This is a genomic window from Pseudoalteromonas luteoviolacea (assembly GCF_018100925.1).
Taxonomy (GTDB): Bacteria; Pseudomonadota; Gammaproteobacteria; order Enterobacterales; family Alteromonadaceae; genus Pseudoalteromonas; species Pseudoalteromonas obscura.
The window spans coordinates 105,582-125,574 of sequence record NZ_JAGJEH010000006.1; the positions used below are offsets into that span (position 1 = coordinate 105,582).

General features: G+C 44.3%; 17 protein-coding genes. 7 read left to right on the top strand and 10 right to left on the bottom strand.

Annotation, left to right across the window (positions count from 1 at the left end):
- Positions 1 to 67 precede the first annotated feature (67 nt).
- From J8M00_RS14060 to prlC, 3 genes are all read right to left on the bottom strand, one after another.
- Positions 68 to 835 carry a class I SAM-dependent methyltransferase gene (locus J8M00_RS14060; RefSeq protein ID WP_211011083.1) on the bottom strand — a complete coding sequence of 256 codons (768 nt, stop codon included), beginning with the start codon at positions 833 to 835 and terminating at the stop codon, positions 68 to 70.
- A gap of 87 nt (positions 836 to 922) precedes the next feature.
- Positions 923 to 2,077: a response regulator gene (locus J8M00_RS14065; protein WP_211011084.1), complete on the bottom strand. Its 1,155-nt coding sequence runs from the start codon at positions 2,075 to 2,077 to the stop codon at positions 923 to 925.
- A gap of 122 nt (positions 2,078 to 2,199) precedes the next feature.
- Complete coding sequence (gene prlC / locus J8M00_RS14070; RefSeq protein WP_211011086.1) at positions 2,200 to 4,245, bottom strand: oligopeptidase A; 2,046 nt, start codon at positions 4,243 to 4,245, stop codon at positions 2,200 to 2,202.
- 152 nt (positions 4,246 to 4,397) lie between these two features.
- Here prlC and gorA point away from each other — a divergent pair, with 152 nt between their 5' ends.
- Entirely contained in the window at positions 4,398 to 5,756 is a 1,359-nt protein-coding gene (gene gorA, locus J8M00_RS14075; RefSeq protein WP_211011087.1) for a glutathione-disulfide reductase, read from the top strand.
- A 279-nt stretch (positions 5,757 to 6,035) separates the two neighbouring features.
- Positions 6,036 to 7,127 (top strand): 2-aminoethylphosphonate--pyruvate transaminase, encoded by a 1,092-nt coding sequence (gene phnW, locus J8M00_RS14080; protein WP_211011456.1) that lies wholly within the window; start codon positions 6,036 to 6,038, stop codon positions 7,125 to 7,127.
- 66 nt (positions 7,128 to 7,193) lie between these two features.
- On the opposite strand, the gene J8M00_RS14085 is transcribed toward phnW, so the two are convergent.
- The 7 genes from J8M00_RS14085 to J8M00_RS14115 all read right to left on the bottom strand — a co-directional run bounded on the left by J8M00_RS14085 (position 7,194) and on the right by J8M00_RS14115 (position 15,797).
- Positions 7,194 to 7,886 carry a UTRA domain-containing protein gene (locus J8M00_RS14085; protein WP_211011088.1) on the bottom strand — a complete coding sequence of 231 codons (693 nt, stop codon included), beginning with the start codon at positions 7,884 to 7,886 and terminating at the stop codon, positions 7,194 to 7,196.
- A 6-nt stretch (positions 7,887 to 7,892) separates the two neighbouring features.
- Entirely contained in the window at positions 7,893 to 8,444 is a 552-nt protein-coding gene (locus tag J8M00_RS14090) for a phosphohydrolase (RefSeq protein ID WP_211011089.1), read from the bottom strand.
- The gene (locus J8M00_RS14095; RefSeq protein ID WP_211011090.1) at positions 8,441 to 9,835 is read right to left on the bottom strand and encodes an FAD-dependent oxidoreductase; all 1,395 of its coding nucleotides are present in this window, start codon (positions 9,833 to 9,835) and stop codon (positions 8,441 to 8,443) included. Before J8M00_RS14095 ends, J8M00_RS14090 begins: the two co-directional genes overlap by 4 nt.
- Positions 9,832 to 10,638: a phosphonoacetaldehyde hydrolase gene (gene phnX, locus J8M00_RS14100; RefSeq protein WP_211011091.1), complete on the bottom strand. Its 807-nt coding sequence runs from the start codon at positions 10,636 to 10,638 to the stop codon at positions 9,832 to 9,834. Before phnX ends, J8M00_RS14095 begins: the two co-directional genes overlap by 4 nt.
- Positions 10,635 to 12,020, bottom strand: a complete 1,386-nt coding sequence (locus tag J8M00_RS14105) for a DUF5690 family protein (protein WP_247687386.1) — start codon at positions 12,018 to 12,020, stop codon at positions 10,635 to 10,637. The genes phnX and J8M00_RS14105 overlap by 4 nt, the downstream gene beginning before the upstream one ends.
- Before the next feature lie 61 nt (positions 12,021 to 12,081).
- A complete protein-coding gene (locus J8M00_RS14110; protein WP_211011092.1) occupies positions 12,082 to 14,919 on the bottom strand; it encodes a TonB-dependent receptor in 2,838 nt (945 codons plus the stop codon).
- Between the two features lie 323 nt (positions 14,920 to 15,242).
- Complete coding sequence (locus J8M00_RS14115) at positions 15,243 to 15,797, bottom strand: TetR/AcrR family transcriptional regulator (RefSeq protein ID WP_211011093.1); 555 nt, start codon at positions 15,795 to 15,797, stop codon at positions 15,243 to 15,245.
- A 155-nt stretch (positions 15,798 to 15,952) separates the two neighbouring features.
- On the opposite strand from J8M00_RS14115, the gene J8M00_RS14120 reads away from it, so the two are divergent.
- The 5 genes from J8M00_RS14120 to J8M00_RS14140 all read left to right on the top strand — a co-directional run bounded on the left by J8M00_RS14120 (position 15,953) and on the right by J8M00_RS14140 (position 19,942).
- Positions 15,953 to 16,369 carry a 4-oxalocrotonate tautomerase gene (locus tag J8M00_RS14120; protein ID WP_211011095.1) on the top strand — a complete coding sequence of 139 codons (417 nt, stop codon included), beginning with the start codon at positions 15,953 to 15,955 and terminating at the stop codon, positions 16,367 to 16,369.
- A 420-nt stretch (positions 16,370 to 16,789) separates the two neighbouring features.
- Complete coding sequence (locus J8M00_RS14125) at positions 16,790 to 16,960, top strand: hypothetical protein (RefSeq protein ID WP_211011097.1); 171 nt, start codon at positions 16,790 to 16,792, stop codon at positions 16,958 to 16,960.
- Between the two features lie 18 nt (positions 16,961 to 16,978).
- Positions 16,979 to 17,134 carry a hypothetical protein gene (locus J8M00_RS14130; RefSeq protein ID WP_211011099.1) on the top strand — a complete coding sequence of 52 codons (156 nt, stop codon included), beginning with the start codon at positions 16,979 to 16,981 and terminating at the stop codon, positions 17,132 to 17,134.
- Positions 17,135 to 17,480: 346 nt separating this feature from the next.
- On the top strand, positions 17,481 to 18,623 hold the full coding sequence (locus tag J8M00_RS14135; RefSeq protein WP_211011101.1) for a fibrinogen-like YCDxxxxGGGW domain-containing protein: 1,143 nt from the start codon (positions 17,481 to 17,483) through the stop codon (positions 18,621 to 18,623).
- A 488-nt stretch (positions 18,624 to 19,111) separates the two neighbouring features.
- Entirely contained in the window at positions 19,112 to 19,942 is an 831-nt protein-coding gene (locus tag J8M00_RS14140) for a GNAT family N-acetyltransferase (protein WP_211011102.1), read from the top strand.
- Positions 19,943 to 19,993 lie beyond the last annotated feature (51 nt).

A 19,993-nucleotide genomic window follows, 5' to 3' on the forward strand; every position in this document is an offset into this window, starting at 1 on the left:
CATACTTTTTTAGTATGCTTTTTGTGTACAAAATTTCATGCTTAAGTTTTGAATTAAGTGGAAGGGGTTATTTCATAGCCGCATTTACATAGACATCAAAGCGGTTTTTCTTGGTGGTAATTTGCATGCTAGGCGTATGCTTATTTAAAAACGGCGCATAATCAGGGCGTTTGACGACCACTCGCTTGGTCGCTAGCTGCATCGCAAAAGGCAGTAACGCGTCAGCATCGTTATCAGCTCCAACCAATGACTGAAATACGCGCATTTCCTTTTTTACTTGCGCCGACTTTTCACGATGTGGAAACATCGGGTCCAAATACACCACATCCGGCTTACTTTCTTCATTTTGCATTGCGTGCTCTAGCAATTCATGACTTGAACCATATGCAATGTGCATATTTTCCTGCATCCAAGTGCCTATCTCGGAGTCTTGATACGCACGCTGTAAACCATCATATAACAGCGCAGCAACCACTGGATGCCTTTCATGCATCAACACTTTGCAGCCCAGTGATGCCAACACAAAGGCATCTCGGCCAAGACCGGCTGTGGCATCTAGCACTTTGGGTGTAACCCCTTTATTAAGCCCTACCGCTTTTGCAATCGCCTGTCCTTTACCACCACCGAATTTACGCCTATGGGCACTGGCCCCAGTGACAAAGTCAACTCGGATGGCGCCTAGTTTGGGCTCGTCTTTTTTAAACAACGCCAGGCCTTCTTCGTCATAAACCAATCGAAACTCCTCTTCGAGTGCTTTATGTTTATCTAGCTCAAAGCGTTTTGTTAGATCATCTAAATAAGGACGGTTTTCGATAAATGGCGTGTGAATATGCAACTGCAGGCTCCTGTCGTTTAAGCCTGCAGATTATATCGTTTAATTAAGTAAAAAAGAATGCGGTAGATACTCTGTGTTGTCATCTACTTAAAACAACTCAATATCGGTTTGTGCGGGCACGTCATCTTCGCCCCAGGGTTTAGCCATTTGATTTAAGCTTTGGATCAACTCTTGCCGCACTTGCGTGATCTCCCCAAGCTTATAACGGATAATGGAAAACTCATCATTCACAAATAAAAAGTGCTCACATAAACGCTCAAGGGAGTTGCGGTGCTCTTCGGTCAATGCCGATTTTACAGCTTCATCTTTTACAAATGCTTCCAACTCAGTAATCTTGCCGCCGTATACCTCACCTATCCCACTGAGTTGCTCACTAAGCTGGGAAAATGCCAGACCAATCTCCTCCACTTTATTAAGGGCCACTTCACTGACTTCCATATCTTTAATCTTGGCGTTTGTCGCCTCTAATATATGTGGCAGTAAATCTTTAAACCGGCCATAAAGTGCGGGGTCGTCGGTGGGCATATTTTTAATTAACAAAGAAACCTTTGGGTAATTGATAATGGTACGCCTGCCAAAATCAACAAATCGACTGCCATCTTTATTGGTTTCTAATAATTCCTGCTCAATGGGCTGAATGGCCCCCTCTTGCGAGAAAAACACCGCTTGATTGTGATACCAAAACGCCAGCGCCACCTCTAAATGCAAAGGGGTAAAAAACTCTAGAAAATATTCGGATAAAGTATTGAGGTCGTGAGCGTGATAAGACTGGCCGACATACCGCATAATACGCCCCATATCACCAGAGTCAGTCATGGCAATTTCTGCGGTGATCTGCGCACGCTGCATGTCTTGTTTTAACGCCACAGATTGCCGGCGGTAATCATCAAGGACTTTGATCCGCGCAAGTAGCTCGGAGCCTTCAAACGGTTTCACAATATAATCAGCAGCCCCCGCATTGTACCCTCGCATACGCTCACTGATATCAGACTTGGAAGATAAGAACATGACGGGGATATCTGCGGTGTGCTCGCCCGTTTTTAAGCGTTCGCACACTTCAAATCCCGACATTCCTGGCATTTCCACATCAAGCAGAATAATATCTGGCTGATATTTTATTGCTAACCTTAAGCCTTGCTCGCCATTTTTAGCGTGGATCAATTTGCAGTGTTGCGACAGTGACTGCTCGATAACATGGTGAATGAGCTTGTCATCGTCAATGGCAAGCACTAAATTTGTCATATGGCTTTCCCTACAAGATCAGGTCTTTACCAAAGCATAGACGGAACTGCTTATTTTGCGAGTGCAAAAATAACAAAGCGCCCAATCAGGCGCTTTGTTGTGATTAACTAAAATGCTAAGGCTTAGGCTGCTTGACCTATACCACTGTGGCGCAACAAGGCATCTACCTGTGGTGCTCGGCCTCTAAAACGTTGGAACAACACCATAGGCTCTTCAGAGCCACCCATTTCGAGGATGTTTTCCATAAACTCTCTGCCCGTTTGTGAGTTAAAGATCCCCTCTTCTTCAAAACGTGAGTAAGCATCCGCAGACAATACTTCAGCCCATTTATACGAGTAGTAACCCGCGCTGTAACCACCAGCAAATATGTGGCTAAAGCTGTGCTGAAAACGATTAAACTCCGGCGCTTTAATGATAGCGATTTGCGCTCTTACTTGATCCAGCCTAGCTTGGATTTGACACGTTTCACCCTGCTGGTAATCAGCATGAATATGGAAATCAAATAGCGAAAACTCAATTTGTCTTAACATTTGCATGGCTGACTGATAATTTTTTGCCGCCAGTAATTTATCTAGTAGCTCTTTAGGTAGCGGCTCACCAGTGTCGTAATGCCCAGAAATAAAGCTCAATGCCTCTTCTTCATAACACCAGTTTTCGAGGAATTGACTTGGCAATTCAACAGCATCCCACGCAACACCGTTAATGCCTGCAACCGCTGGTGCATCAATTTGCGTAAGCATGTGGTGAATACCATGACCAAATTCGTGGAACAAAGTGGTGACTTCATTGTGGGTGAATAATGCTGGTTTATCACCTACCGCTTTGTTGAAATTACAGACCAAGTAAGCAACAGGAGTTTGCAACGTGCCGTCTGTCAATGTACGACGCCCCATGCAGTCATCCATCCAAGCACCGCCACGTTTATGCTCGCGCGCATATAGGTCTAAATAAAAGTGGCCTCGCAGCTCACCCGTTTTATCATGAATAGCAAAAAAGCGTACGTCCTCATGGTAGCTATCAAAGTCGTTTACTTCTGAAACTTTAATGCCAAATAAACGATTGACGGTTTCAAATAAGCCACTTAAAACACGGTCCGCAGGGAAGTATGGGCGCAGTAGCTCATCTGAAATTGCGTACTTAGCTTGTTTTAATTTCTCGCCATAGTAGCCATAATCCCACGCTTCTAATTGCTCAACTTGATGCTCTTTTTGCGCAAATGCTCTTAGCTCATCTACTTCTTGCTGTGCTTGAGGTTTAGACTTTTTAGCTAAATCATTTAAAAACTCAAATACTTGCGCTGGCGTTTCAGCCATTTTAGTCGCCAGTGATTTATTGGCATAGCTCTCAAAGCCGAGAAGTTGCGCCAGCTCATGACGCAGTGCAAGCGCCTCACTCATGATCTCAGAGTTATCAAACTCATTGGCGTTAGGGCCTTGATCAGATGCACGTGTCACAAATGCGCGATACATTTGCTCTCTTAGAGAGCGGTTATCCGCATAAGTCATAATTGGTAAATAAGATGGAATATCCAACGTGAATACCCAACCTTCTAGCTCTTTGGCTTGTGCGGTGTGTGCGGCAAGTGCCAATGCCGATTCAGGTAAGCCACCTAGATCTGCCTCGTCAGTAACATGTAGGTGCCATGCTTGAGTTGCATCCATTACATTGTTACCAAATTTAGCCCCTAGCTCAGACAGCTTTGCACTAATTTCACCGTAACGTTTTTGACCCGCATCATCCAGTGCAATACCCGACAATTTAAAATCACGCAGTGCGTTGGTAATGGTTTTTTGCTGCGCAGTGCTCAAGTCTGCAAAATCATCGCTTTGTTGTAGCGAGAGATAAGCTTTGTATAAACCTTGGTGCTGACCGACATAGGTCGAGTACTCAGAGATTAGAGGCAAACACTCATCGTATGCTTTTCTTAGTTCTTCATTATTTACAACGGAGTGCATGTGAGACACAGGGGACCACATTTTAGACAACTTATCATCTGCTTCTTCAAGAGGCTGAACAAAGTTTTGCCATGTAGATTGTGGTTGTTCAAGCACCTTATCAATGGTTTCACGACAGTGCTCAATCGCCACTTTTAGGGCTGGTACAACGTGCTCAGGCTTTATTTTTGAAAATGGCGGTAATCCTTCAAGGCCAATTAATGGATTGCTCATAGTGTCTCTCTTAATTTTTTATTTCCTGAATAAACTTGAAATAAGGGCTAATAGCGCAAATACAAGTAAAACTTACTAATCTAGTTGAAAGTTATGACGTATATAAGCTGTCATATCAAGACTAGTTCAGCGAATTCAGAAGAGGAAAGATTATGGCTCAACATTTTGACTACATTGCTATTGGCGGTGGTAGCGGTGGTATTGCATCAGCAAACCGAGCGGCAATGCGCGGCGCGAAGGTCGCCCTTGTCGAAGCAAAACACATGGGTGGCACCTGTGTGAATGTCGGCTGCGTCCCTAAAAAAGTAATGTGGCATGGCGCACAAGTTGCCGAAGCCATTAAACTGTATGCACCAGATTATGGCTTTGACGTTGAGCTAAAAAACTTTGATTGGGCCAAGTTAGTCGAAAGCCGTGAAGCGTATATTGGTCGTATTCACCAAGGCTACAACAAGTACCTTGCCAGCAATGGCGTAACCGTGATCAACGGCTTTGCCAAGTTTATCGACAACAACACCATTGAAGTCAACGGCGAACAGTACACAGCTGATCATATTTGTATTGCCGTTGGCGGTCGTCCAAGCATTCCAAATATTCCGGGCGCAGAGCACGGCATCGACTCAAATGGCTTCTTTGAACTCAATGAACAACCTCGTCGCGTTGCCGTCATAGGCGCAGGTTACATCGCAGTTGAATTGGCTGGTGTGTTGCATAGCTTGGGGACTGAAACCCACTTATTTGTCCGAAAACATGCCCCACTGCGTAACTTTGATCCCATGATTGTTGAAACCCTCACCGAGGTGATGGATAAAGAAGGCGCAACACTGCACACCAACGCCACACCAAAAGCATTAGTAAAAGAATCAGATGGCTCAGTCACACTGCAACTTGAAAACGGCGAGTCGCACACCGTTGATCAAGTTATTTGGGCAATTGGCCGAGAGCCTGTGACAGATCTCATTAACCTTGGCGCGACTGATGTAGAAATCACAGAAAAAGGGTATGTTAAAGTCGATGAGTGGCAAAACACCTCTGTGTCTGGCATTTATGCGCTGGGTGACATTATGGAAGGTGGTATTGAGTTAACGCCTGTGGCGGTTAAAGCTGGTCGAATGCTGGCAGAGCGCCTGTTCAACCCAGAATTACCAAATGCTAAAATGGACTACAACCTAGTACCTACCGTTGTATTCAGCCACCCACCGATTGGCACCATTGGCCTCACAGAGCCTGAGGCAATCGCTCAGTACGGTGAAGACAACATCAAGGTTTATAACTCAACCTTTGCAGCTATGTATACAGCGGTTACACAGCACCGCCAGCCATGCCGCATGAAGTTAGTTTGCGCGGGTCCAGAAGAAAAGGTCATCGGCTTACACGGCATCGGATTTGCCGTTGATGAAATGATCCAAGGCTTTGGCGTTGCCATGAAGATGGGCGCAACCAAAGCCGACTTTGATTCAGTTGTGGCTATCCACCCAACAGGCTCGGAAGAGTTTGTTACTATGAGATAACTCTCACAGCCAAACTACAAAGCGCGGACGCCAAGTGCCGCGCTTGATACTCAATGACACAGCTTTAAAACACTTTATCAACCGCTATTCAACCTACTTAATATAAACATAATTCACTGTCACAGCTCACGCCTCGCTACAATCACCTCACAGCATTACCCTTCACAACACAACACTACGTCCCTATATGACATTTCTATTAAACGTCACAGCAGCATATTGTCTAAATGAGTTCCTCACCCTACAATCTGGTCTAGACCAAAAACAAAGCAAGTTAAAATTATGAATCACTACTTATTGTTAACGCCGGGCCCTTTGACTACATCAGAATCAGTAAAAAAAGCCATGTTAAAAGATTGGTGTACTTGGGATGATGACTACAACCTTGATGTTGTACAAAAAATTCGCCAGACCTTAGTTGCTCTGGCAACACCTTCAAACGATTACTCTAGTGTATTGATGCAAGGCAGTGGTACAGCATCCGTCGAGTCTGTATTAGGCAGTGCGATATTGCCTGATGACAAACTACTGGTGATCAATAACGGTGCCTATGGCAAACGTATGGCAGAGATCTGCCAAGTTCTCAGGTTGAACCATGAGGTATTGTCATTTAAAGAAACACAGGCACCTGACTTAGCACTTATCGCTGACACTTTGGCGCATGGGCAGTTTAGCCATTTAGCCATGGTGCACTGCGAAACTACCACAGGCATGCTAAACCCACTTGAGCAGGTTGCTAAGCTGTGTAACCAACATCAAGTGCGTTTTATTCTCGATGCCATGTCGAGCTTTGGCGGGATTGACATGGACGTAGCTGCGCTCAATATCGAGTTTTTGATAAGCTCAGCCAACAAGTGTATTCAAGGCGTTCCCGGGTTTGGTTTTGTGATTGCTAAACGAGCTGCAATAACGCGCTGTAAAGGGAATGCAAAGTCGCTCAGTCTCGATTTATACGATCAATGGCATACCATGGAACATGCCAATGGCAAATGGCGTTTTACTTCTCCAACCCACGTTGTAAGAGCGTTTGCGCAGGCGCTGATGGAACTGGAAGAGGAAGGTGGCGTATCAGCTCGACAAGCCCGTTATACACAAAACCAACAGCTTTTGTGCCACGGCATGCAAGAACTTGGCTTTAAAGCTTTACTGCCGACCGACATGCACTCGCCCATCATTACATCATTTTATTCACCGGCCGAGCCTGAGTATGATTTTAAACGCTTTTATCAGGCCCTCAAAGCGCTTGGGTTTGTGATCTATCCTGGCAAGGTCTCCGATGCAGATTGCTTTCGCATTGGCAATATCGGGGAAGTATACCCTGAAGATATTACCCGATTGTTGTCGGCCATTGCGCAGGCAAAGTATTGGTAGCACATCAAAAAAGGCCGCGGTTGCGGCCTCTTTCAATCTTAGTGATTGGTTAAAATTTATTGACTGTTATTTACTATCCACTTCAATTTCTATCGTACTGTGCACCCAGTATTCCAAATTATAATCTATTAATTTATCCAGTTGATTAAAGCGCTGACGAATGATCTTCAAACATAGTGCCCCTTTATTAACATTTAGGAGCTCAGCTTTGTCATCCGGTATTGCGGTCACAATCAAGCTACTGCGTTCATGGGTCACATTAACTCCATAATCTTGCTCAAATATGGTGGTAATTGAGCCCTCTAACGGCTTATGTTGTAAGTCACCAAATTGAGATGCAAGACAATATATTTCTTCTACCATCACGGGCCGCTCATCCAGTGAACGCACACGACTGATCCTATGAAACTCACCCGGTGAGCCAAGTTCAAAAGCATCATTGACCACCTCACTTGCGGCCGTAGTTTCAAATGAAACCAGCTGAGTTAACGGCGTAAAGTGTTGCTCTTGGGCCAATTGATAAAAGTTGACCTTTTTAACTGGATCCCACTTTAATCTTGGCGGGCAAATAAACCAGCCCTTGCGATTTTGTCGATAGATAATGCCCTCTGCTTCGAGCCGAGTGAGTGCCTCTCTCACCGTAATACGTGTCGAGTTAAATTTTTCCAACAACTCGCGTTCAGAGGGGAGCTTTTTAAGCTCGGGATGTTCCGCAATCAGTACAAATAAATATTGCCGAATTTCTTGATAGAGCAGCATAGGTCCCTAATTTCCTGTTAACACTTGTTTTGTTATCGCTAACCATGGTGAAAGTGACGTATCGATGGCCTGATGAGGTTTGCCTAAATCATCGTAGCGCCTCAGTTCCATCGCCTGTGAAAAGCAAGCGAGCTGTTCAAAATCACGTGCTTCACTGTCTGTCATTGGTCCGCCTTGCTGTTGCAAAGTTTGCCGGCTCGCATTTGATAATGCGTCTGTCCCGCTGCGCCGCGCGGCATACCGTTTTGCCTCGATATGATAGCGAATTGGTAGATAAACGCTAGCGGCAAAGCCCTTTTGTTGTAACCAATTACTTGCCAAGATGTCGTGGTCAATATGGCCCCATTGATCTAGCCCCGCTAACTGGTTTTTATCTGCAATAAAATGCCCAATATCATGTAAAAAAGCGGCACATACCATGGTTTGTGGCGCATTTTGTTGTTGTGCATGCCAAGCGCTGCTGATGGCGTGCGTAAGTTGGTCGCACGCTTCGCCGTAGGTTTTATCACCAAAATGCTTAAACAAGTGTGCGATGTCTGTAATGGCACTGTCGATCATTTGTCTGCTTTTCCTGCCGCTGCTGCCAACTTTGCCATTTGGCTATCAATCCACCACGGCGCTTTGTTTGCATCTTCAAAACGCTCTTTTCGCTGCACAGAACGTTTGACTAACTGAGCGCCAAGATACCGGATTGGTTCAGGCGGAAACGCCCCCAAAGGCCCTTTTGCCAAACCACACTGAGACCAAAAATTGCTTTCGCCCAGCACTAGTGACGACAATATCTCACCGCCTAAATAACTTTGCACTACGCCATTACCCGAATAACCCAAACCATAAAATATATTTGGATTGTCATTGAGCCGACCAAAAAACGGTAAGCCCGTCGCCGAGCGATCTGAAGCTCCCGTCCAACTGGTTTCAAAGTCAGCATCTAATGCTGGAAATAAACGTCGAAAGCTATTGCGCAGCATGGGTTCAAACGCACTTGGTTGCTCAAATGCAGGCAACATTCTGTTTGAATAAGCAAACAAATTGCCGCCCTTACCTAACATCAACCTGCCATCAGCGCTAGTTCTGTAGTAGTGAACAAATATTCGTGAGTCCGCGACTGCTTTTCCATGGGATAAACCAATGTCCGCCAACGCCTCGTGCTGTGGCTTTGTGATCACCATGTCCGAAGACACCAACACATAGTGGCGATTAAAGCGCGGAAACATCTGCCCCATCCAGCCGTTGATCGCCATGACGACTTTTTTGGCTTTCACACTACCCCATTTGCTTTCCACCCTCGGGGTAACGGTTTCATGCAAGCGCTCCATAGGGGTATTTTCGTAAATATTTACGCCCAAAGCCAAAGCCACTTTTTTCAGTCCAAGTACCAACTTCCCCGGATGTAAACTCCCGGCTGCATCGGTCGATATTGCAGCCAAAGTTTGAGCGCTACCAGAGAGTTCAACGGCTTCATTTGACGTTAACTGCTCCCAGCGATTAATGCCGTACTGCGCCAACAAGGAAAGTGGTTGGTACAAGTTGCGCACTTGCGCATCATTTGTCGCAGTATAAATTGCACCGTCAACACGCACATCGGCATTTATTTTGTAATGCTCGCAAAATTGCTGAATCGCAAATACCGCTTGCTCTGATGCTTGAACAAGCTCTACAGCTTCACTCACACCAAACAATCTGATCAAGGTATTGAGTTTTGTCGCAAAGGTTAACATACAGCCACCATTGCGCCCTGATGCGCCTTGCCCGCAATGCCCCTTTTCTAGCACTGTGACATCGGTATTAGGCGACTGCTGCTTTATCTTGATGGCAGTCCAAAGGCCTGTATAACCGCCCCCTACAATACACACATCGGTATTGATATTGGCGGTTAATGGCGGCATTGCTTGATCATCAGTCAGTGTTAATGCCTGCTTAAACCAAAAAGGTTGCGTGTGACTCATGGACGTAAGTGTCTCGCTCTTTTTGCCATAATTTGTTGGATCACAGGAATTGCGTCAGCCAGTGAATCAACCACAAAGTGGGCACCCGCTTGAAACAGCTCACTGTATGCCTTTTCTCTTAACAGGCTCTGTTGCTGTGCAGATAAGTCTCGCCACTCAGTCTCGGTCAAACCAATTGCATTGCCAGTTACCGCAAGACCCACTGTCCACATGCCTGCACGCAGCCCCTCTGTAATACCTGGAGCCGAGTCATCAAATTTAATGCAGTTTGCAACGTCATTGATCCCTAACTTTTGTACGTTTTCCAATGCCATCCAAGGGCCCGGCCTTGAACCTATAGTGTCATCACTGGCCACCCAATAATCCGGTGTATACCCTTGTTTGGCCGCTTCTGGCACTAAGATTTCCATCACTTCCCGTGGATAACCAGAACAAGAACCCACTTTTATTTGCTGCGCCTTTAACCAACTGATGGTGTCTAACGCTCCGTTGATAGGTGTTGCGTGTTGTGCAACTTTGGCTTTTTGCAGCGGCATAAACGTTTGATAAATTTCATCGACAATGTCGTCTGTCATTGCTTGACCAAACTTAGCTTGCCAACGCTTGTCTACTGATGGCAATTGACCCAGTGTTTTGATGTGATCCCATTTGCCCATTCCCATCGGCACACGCGCCTCGGCAAGAGAAATATCAAAATCATAGGCCTGTTTAAACGCTTCAACAAAAATGGTTGTCGGAGCAACAGAGCCATAGTCAACGACTGTGCCTGCCCAATCTAAAATAACGGCTTCAATGTGATTCATGTGTTTTCCTTATAAATAAGTTGGCGAGTATTAGCTGATAGTTCTTCTTTGGGTTTTGAAGCCAAAGGTCTCGTGTTACCTTCTGGGCGCGGTGTTTGTGAGGCTGGCTTATTTCGCAGTAATCGAATACTAAAATACCCCATTGACGCCATCACCAGCACGCCCCCTAAGATTGCGACCAAGTAACAAAGATGGATAAAGAATTCGAGCCAGCTGATATCCGGCGATGCAAACGTTCTGTATAGCAGCATACTGACACTACCTAGGTAGCCTGCGGAGTCAGCGAGATAAATTAAAAAGCCCGCATTGGCAGTAGAGCCAACCGCTGAGATCATGCGGTCAAATAAAAAGCAGTTGTAAGGTATGTAAGCTATATATAGGCCAGCGCCTAACCACACCATCCAAGTTTTGCCATCGATCCACTGTTGCTCAAAGGCGTAGGTTGTACCGCCTAAAAGTGCACAACCCAGTAAGATAAAGCCATGGTTACTTAAAAAGGCGTTGGTATTGTTTTTGATCATCACCATGGCAGCTAATACAAACAACACAACCCCGGCAATACGAATCCCAGCGTAGGCAAATATCGCAGGCTCTTCACCGTGTCCCAATGCTTGCCATATCTCCGCTGAAAAGTTATCGCGGAAATCTCGTAGGCCAGTAAACAGTAAAAAACTGGTGATAAGGAGCAATATGCCGGGGGCATAACGTAAAAAAAATGTCAAACGCTGCTGTCCATTCATCGGCGCCCGCGCTTGACGCGCTGCTTTATCGCTCGGTGAAGGCGGTGGTGTTTGCGCCAAAAAGTACACAGACAAAAACAGTGGCACGGTGAAAATTGCACCTGTGGCTGCTGGCATCCAATATTCAGTGACATTGAGTTCAAGGATCAGCCACTGTCCGACGGTACGCACTAAGCCTGAGGCAACTATAAATGTGACACTTAAAAAAGCCCCGAGAATTTCAGAAGTTTTTCTGCCTTCCAGAAAGCTAAAAACTATGCCCCAAATCATACCCAGCGGAACACCGTTTAAAAACATCATCAGCGGTTTGAAAGGCTCAGGTACCAAGGCAAACAGTACCAAGGCGAATTGCGCCACTAACACCAGCGACACTAGGGCCGCCGCTCTGCGATTGGCCGTAAGTTCAGACACTACTTTGATACCAATGAATTTTGACAATAAATAGCCAAAAACTTGCGCAAGTACCAAGGCAATTTTGAAATCGAGTACCCCCATAAAAGCATCAACTTGCTCAAACTTGCCGACTGAAAAAGGCTTGCGAAACGCATACATGCAAAAGTAAGTCATAAATGCCGCTGACGAAGCATAAATTACAAACACAACCGTGTTACTGCGCTGAAGAAAGTTACTAATTAGAGACATTGATCACTTACCTAACATTGAGAGAAGCTGGGAAGGTTAGCCTTCCCAGTTGACAGCGCGATTAAAAGAAGTCGTATTTGAAGCCAACTTGACCACGGATCCCGTAGTATTCAATTTGGTTTGGACGACGTTCTGAGCCAGTGAAATACTGCAGTGGTTCATCGGTGAGATTATTAAGCTCAATGTAGATCATGGCATTGTCATTGATGTAGTAAGAAGCTGTGGCATCCACACTGGTATAGTCACCATAGTAAGTATCTAACATGGTATTGCTACCGTGATCTTCAATGTACTCACCTTTGTGGTTTACTGCGATACGAGCAGCAAAGTTGCCATCATCGTAATACAAAGCAACGTTGTATAACTCATCTGCCTGACGAGATATTTTCACTTTATCGCTACGGTTTGGGATCTCCATCTCAGAGTCCATCAAAGTAAAGTTAAAGCTCATACCAAAGTCATCGAGTGACTCATTGATAAATGCCAAGCTTGAGTTGGCGGTAAATTCAACGCCATGTAGCCAAGCATCATCACCATTTAACGGGCTTTTTACAGTTACCGAGTTACCGCGGTAACTGCCTTGATAACTCTGCGAAAATACCGGGTCAATGATCTGTTTGTAGAAGTAACCAACAGCAATAACCCCGGCATCATCAAAGTAGTGCTCGTACATCAAGTCGACATTATTTGAATAGGTTGGGTCTAACTCAGGGTTACCTGCGCGTAACTGGTTTTCCATTTCCAAGTAAGTTGCACCGGGTGATAATTGACCAAAGTCAGGACGTGCAAAGGTACGCGTTAATGCGAATCGCACATTGGTCATATCATCTTGATGGTAGGTAACGTGAACCGATGGCAATACAGACCAATAATCTTTGCCACCTTGTTCAGGTTCCACGCTAGTGCCTTGATCATTTTCGACCGCGACATAACCATATACATCGGTTTTAGTTTGTGTCGCGCGCACCCCACCTACAACAGTCCAGTATTCAGATGGCTTATAAGTCGACATACCATATAGGGATAAGTGACTTTCTTCTAAGTCAAAGTTTCGACTCAAGCCGCCACCATTTGCCACGACTTCAGAGTCACCATCTAAGAAATTCAACTTGTGTTTATTATCACCCCACCAGCGCTTTAAATCGTTTACCGGGATCACTTGTGAAAAGTGCTTTTGATAATCATGGGAAAAGTTATCCAGAAATTCACCGCGACCTGGCTGGTCAACCAAACTCACACCTAAGTCTTTGGCCACTTGAGAGAGTGTCGGAGTGGGGCCAAACTGCTCTTCATTCCAGCCATAAAACTTGTCGTAAAAATTGGCGTTGCGTTCTTTGTCACGATATTTAAAACCCGTTTTCAGCTCAAGTTGATCTGAATATGTATGAATAAGATCTAGTTGAGCAACGATTTTATCCCTTTCTTGAATATCAATACCGTACAGCTCGACATCTGCTAAAACAGCTTTGTCAGGGTCCATCACCCAGTCACTCGGCAAGTGCATGCCAATACCACGGGCAGGATCAGTACCGCCATCAATGGTGTTGTATACTAAATTGCTACCTACATCTTGGCCATTTCGCACACCAACTTGGTTATCAAATTCAACACCTTGCTTAAACTTTACGACGTAGTAAGCATTGTCTTCTCCATTTGGAATATCACCGTATTCAAACTGATTGTCATAGGTGCTTAACTTCCACTCTACTCGGGTGTTGAAATCAATATCGTATTCACCACCAAGCTCAAACCCTTTCATTTCGGTGATCAATTCATCGTAAATATGCTGAAGTTCTACGCGGTTTTTGTTGTAGCGAACACGATGTTTGTAGTGAGTTTCTTCATCTGACAAGGTGCCATACATGGCCGACGCATACACTAAGCCATTGTCCAGTAGGTACTCACCCGACATATTTAAGCCGTAGGTTTTACGTGTTCCAGTGTAGTCGCGCAGCTCTAAACGATGCACACCTGCAATGCCGTCATCATCGATTGCTCTGCGAGGTTCATAATTGTCGGTTGCCCAATCACGCTCCCACGCCGTGGCGTTGATCAAAAAGCCAAATTTATCGTCCTCAGAGCGGTCGCCATATAGCATGTTAAATGAATAACTGCCCCCTTCTGCTTTTTCAGCACCACCAACCCCCACATTCACCGATAACATGCGCTCATCTGGTGCACGGCGCGTAACGAAGTTGATGTTACCGCCAATCGCGTCCCCTTCCATATCGGGCGTGATCGCTTTTGAGACCTCAACCAACTCAATCATATCAGTAGGGAAAAAATCAAAAGCCACGGCACGACTTGTGGTTTCTTCTTCTGCGGTAGGTAGACGGTCGCCGTTCATTGAGGTCGAATTCCACTGTGAAGGTAAACCGCGTATCGCAACAAAACGCCCCTCGCCTTGGTCGCGCTCAATCGACACACCTGGCATACGCTGTACAGCTTCGGCGGCATTACGGTCTGGTAATTTTCCGATGCCATCAGCAGACATCACATTTTTAATGTTGTCCGACTCTTTTTGCATGTTAGTTGCCATCATGGCACCGCGACGCATGTGACCAACTGCCACCACTTCCTCCATGGTGGCTTCATTGATATTTAAACTTAAACTACCTAAATCCAAAATTTCGCCATCAACGACTGTAATATCAAAGTCAGACGACGGATAACCTAAATATTCAACACGCAATGTGTACTTACCAGCAGGCAAACGCGATAAGTTAAATTGCCCTTGATGATCTGTCGACGTTTTCGATTTTGTGCCGACAACTGAAATTTTTGCTCCTGATAAAATGCCTGACGCATCAGTCACTAAACCTGTTATCGAACCATCAGCTAGCGCAGAAAAACTGCTCATCGCCAATACACCCGCCGCAATAGATGTTAGTTTGTTCATGTTTACCCCGAGAAAGTGAGTTTAATATTTATTGGTCTAGACCAGATTTTTAGGAACAGTGTATGGGGCATGTGTGACATTAATATGTCGCAATTTTTAAACTGTGATTAATCGGGATAGGTTACTCAAGCTAATTTAGCCATGTTTATTTGCGGGAGAGGGTTAAAAGTATCATCGGAGTCTGCGCTGAATTGACATGCTACCTATTGTCGATACGGAATTAAACGGCGACCTACGGCGACTCTGTAAAAAGCCGTTCACTCATTGAAACTAATATTTTGAGTGCGTGATCAACGCACTCAACTAACAAGCTGCGAGTCTAATTATACTTTTTTAACAGCTTGCTGAACTGCATTGGCAATTTCATCTGCAAGCGCGGGGTCTTTAACGGCTCTAGCCAAAGTCACACCACCTATCAACATAGCAAGTGTTGCCCAAGCATTCGTGTCATTATCGCCATCCAGCACATCTTTGCCTTGATTAAAGGTCTCCACAACTTTTGTTAATTCATTTTGAAACACTTCCCGTGTCTCTTCACCCGAACGCACCACTTCAGGGGTCAGGCTTTGCAGTGCGCAGCTGTCGCTAAGCTCACTGCATCTTTTTTCCCCTAAATAAAATGCAACAAATTCATCAAGCCACTGCTGTGTATGTATATCTTGAAAGTGTTGAATTGCCTGCTCTGTTTGACGAACCCCACCAGTCACCACCTCGCGAAATGCCTTGGGCTTAGAACCAAAGTGCGCATAAAAAGCACCAGATGTCACACCTGCACCGCTTGCAAGCCCGTTGACTCCTGCACCATCGTAGCCATATTGGCGAAAAGTTTTATGCATTGATTCCAAAATGCGCTGGTGCGTTTGCTCTTTTTTACTCATCACGTAATCACCCTCTACTTAGCGTAATTATCATTATATCAATTGAAATATAACGGTCACTATAAAACTGTTTGACAATATAGCGATCGCTATATTATGGTTTTATATAGTGATCACTATATTTAAAACTAACCCTAATCAATTGGAGAAAATATATGCCACTTACACTGACACTCACAGAAGGCGCTTTGCCTGAAGGAACACTAAAGCTGGCTGTCGCCAAAATTACAGATTCAATGCTGAAATGGCATGAACTCACGGATAACAAAGTGATGAAGCCCAATATCACAGCCATCGTGCAAACATTACCTAAAAACTCAACGTTTTCAGGTGCAGAAGAGTTTTTAGGCGTATGGGTCGAGTGGAAAGTGCCCTCATTTGCATTCACCGAACGGGCAGTTCAAATCGGCTTTGGCAAAGAAGTAACCGACGTCATTCATCAACTTTCTGGGTATAAGCAGCCCAAAGAAAACATCTACATTAATGTTGTACACGCAGTGGATGGCTCATGGAACTTCAATGGTACCGCGATGACCAACGAGCAAATAGGACAAGCAATAGCCCTAGGCTGACTGGCCTAACGCTGAGTCTACCTGTTTGATGTAAATAGATAGATTAGCGCTTTAACAGCCATGCTATAAGCTTGCGATTACTCGCTAGATTTAAAGAAGTCCACCACTGTTAGTCAATGTTCATAAGGCTGCCACTGCGCTATTTGGCGTTGTGCAGATAAGTTGTATCCATGAACTTAAAAACGGGGCTCTGATAATAGTTTTGAGATATTTAGCTTTGAGTCAGAGCCCAAGATAAAACTTGAATGTCATACCTAAATTGGCAATAAACCACCTTGACATATTGCCTTAGCACCTTGCCTTAAAGTTGACATTTGACTAATTTAAAATCATCAGGTACAAATTTTATACAGGGCACATAACAGAACCATACTTGGTTCAATTTTTCACAGTGAAACATAAAATAAGGAAAGTTCTACAATGAAACTCACAATTAAGAAAAACAAACTCAAAGACCTTACAAAAAACAATGTGGTTATTTCTGACAAGGTGACACCACAGATCGGTGGTGCTCTGCCGCCAGCAAGCCATTTTTGCGATACTAAAGGTCAATGCAACACCCATACTTGGGTGACTTTTTACTGCCATTAATTAAACAAGGAAATGAAAATGAAAATTCAATTAATCAAAAAAGATCTAAAGCGCCTAACTAATGATGCCCAGTTTGTACCAGCCGAAATTACCCCAGAAGTAGCAGGTGGTAAGCCAAGAGATACGGGCTATACCCACTTTTGTACGGCGATAAGTGTATGCCGCACGCGCTAGAAAAGTGGTCGATAACCAGCCTGTAATAGGTTATCGACCTTTCGACAATTATTGTCTCGTATTAAGCATGTCAAAACCCCACATTTGACTAATAGCTATTACTGCTTATTTCAGTACTGACACATACAGACTGTGGCCTGAATCATGAAAGCGCTACATGACAAATATTGCTTACAATCGCGTTATCATGGCCCTCAAGCGAAAGATTAACCATATAATATTATTATCTTTTTCATAAAATCCGTTGCTATCTCGAATATCCAACCATCTACTGATACTGTATTACGAAGTATTTTTATATCCTTGATAAAAATTACATAATCCCAGAAATCTCAAAGGACACACTATGAATGTAAAACCGCTTGTTGCGGCACTCGCCTGCGCTATCGTTTCCTATAGCAGTTACGCTACTACCAATATTGCACAGTTCATTGATAATCAAGGCAATACCAATATCAACACACCATCTGCGACACCTTATGTGTTCAACCATACAGATATTGACTCCGTCAAAATCACTCAGCAGGGGAGTAAGTTCTATGTCGAAGACGCCGGGATTTATCGAGTCAATTATTCGCTAAGTTGGCGCACATCGGGTGTCGGCGCATCTGCAAGGCGCCAAGTTAAAACTTACATACTGACCAATGGTACAGATATCTCCGCGACGTCTTACGAGTACGCCCGAATTGAAAACTACGCTGAAAACGCCACTAACCAAGGCAATTTTTTGCTTGAGTTAAATGCTGGCGATTACATTGAGCTTATCCACACGGCCTCGTCAGACAACCTCAATGAAGCACTCTCAAATCCAGGTGAGAGCTGGATTGCATTAGAGTTTGTTAGTACCAGAGAAGAAAACGGCCAGTATCCAAAATCGTGTTTAGAGATAAAACAAAATAAACCTTCAAGCAAAAGTGGCACCTATACCATAGATCCAGATGGCACTGATGGTGAGGCACACTTTGATGTGTACTGCGATATGGCCACAGAAGGCGGCGGTTGGACCCTGATCTCAAAATATTCAGGTATTGGCGGTCAGTGTAGCTATCCAGATTTTAACGCCTGTAACCTTGAAGGTATGTCACATGCAGGGCTAACCCAAAGTGCCAAGTTAAATCACAATGCCATTATTGCGCTCGTAGATGGAAGAAGCGACGCCCTGTTTAGAGCAAAAAGCACCTTTGACGATACAGTGATCAAAAGAGTGGATGGCGGAGACCCATTTGCCACAGTAAAAGTTGGCGACAAATTTGCCTGTCGAGATATCGCACAATCAAATTGGCACAATTATTCAATTGATGGCCTAGTTCAATACCCAACACGTTTAACAACGTGGACCACAAACCTCACTTATGTTGGCAAAAGTGATCAAGTAACCCAGTGCGGCAACGGGATCACATTTGAAAGCGAGCGTTTTCCAGCACTACATGCTATTGATGCAGGCTCTACCAGCGCGCCGACTGTACAAGGCGCCTTTTATATAAAATAAAACGGGCTCTCGCTTTGCTTTATGGTCAGCCTGAATTCAAGGCTGACCTACTTAAACCACTGTTTAGTCTCTATAAAGCCACAACTACAACTAAAAAAATAACTGACTTGTATTTCCTTTGAGCAAGCTAAGGAGAACAAAAGTAGCCCGAACATCAGAATGATTTTTCCACAGTTAAACACACTAGTTCGCCACGGGTTACAAGCCTACTTCCTCTGTCTGGTACATATTATACTGGCCCCATATTAATTACAGCTAAAAATAAAAAACACGTTTTATAAAGATAAACAAATTAACTTACGAGAGATTAAACGAAATTAAATATTACTTTGAATCAGTAAAAATACAGAAAGATAGGGTACTGCAAGCCTGTCACTCGCAATGAAATTTAATACGCCTTTAATTGTGAACACTAAAAAGTTACAATACGAATTATTAGAACTCTAATTAAAAGAGTTTCTACCTACTAAACAGGCAATGAGGGTCATATGAATACTTGCAAAGCAACGCCACTATTGCCAAATGACAATCAACACAAAGTGTTGGCATTAGAGGTACTCGCCCAGCATATTTGTGATAAAACACTCAGCCACATAGATCACACAGCCAGTGAGCACGGCGCAACTAAGATTCTACTGAAAATACAAGAGTCCAACTCTTTGCCTTTATTGTCTAATGGTTATCAAATAGAAGCGACAATCCCCAAGTATTACAATAAAGAAGACGCGATATACGTCGCGAAATTCTTAGAAATCCAGCGTCAAATTGAACCTCAAGGGGAAGTATATGATGACGTATTGGATCAAGTGATTGCCAGCACAGACAGGCGGAGTAACGAAGAGCAAAACATCTCTTTGGCACGCCAAGCTAATAGCGCGGATGCTCGAAACATCGCTAAGTTATTCGCCAACAATAGAGCCGCATATTCGAATAAACAACATGATGAAGCCGCTGTGATGGCAAACATCAGAGCTAAACACATCTACTTTGTGATTGAGTATTTAAACAATATTGTGGCAGTCGTACACATCAAGCTCGATAAATCGACACACAGTGCCTTCATTCAAGAGCTGGTTGTAGCAAACTTTGTTAAAAATCAGAGAATGGCCACAACATTAGTGGACTTTGCGCTTATGCAACTGCGCCACACAAACACCACAAAAATACACTGTCACTGCCTTTCAGGAGATTACGCCATGAATAAAGTGATGGCTCACCACGAATTTAATTTTGGTGGGCGCTTAGCAAATCAACTTGTTATCAAAGACCAGTTTCAATCTGTGAATATTTGGTCAAAACATCTAAACGCGGCCAATTGAACGCATTTAGTCCAATGCTTACATAGTTATTTTCACCTTTAACCTAGCAAA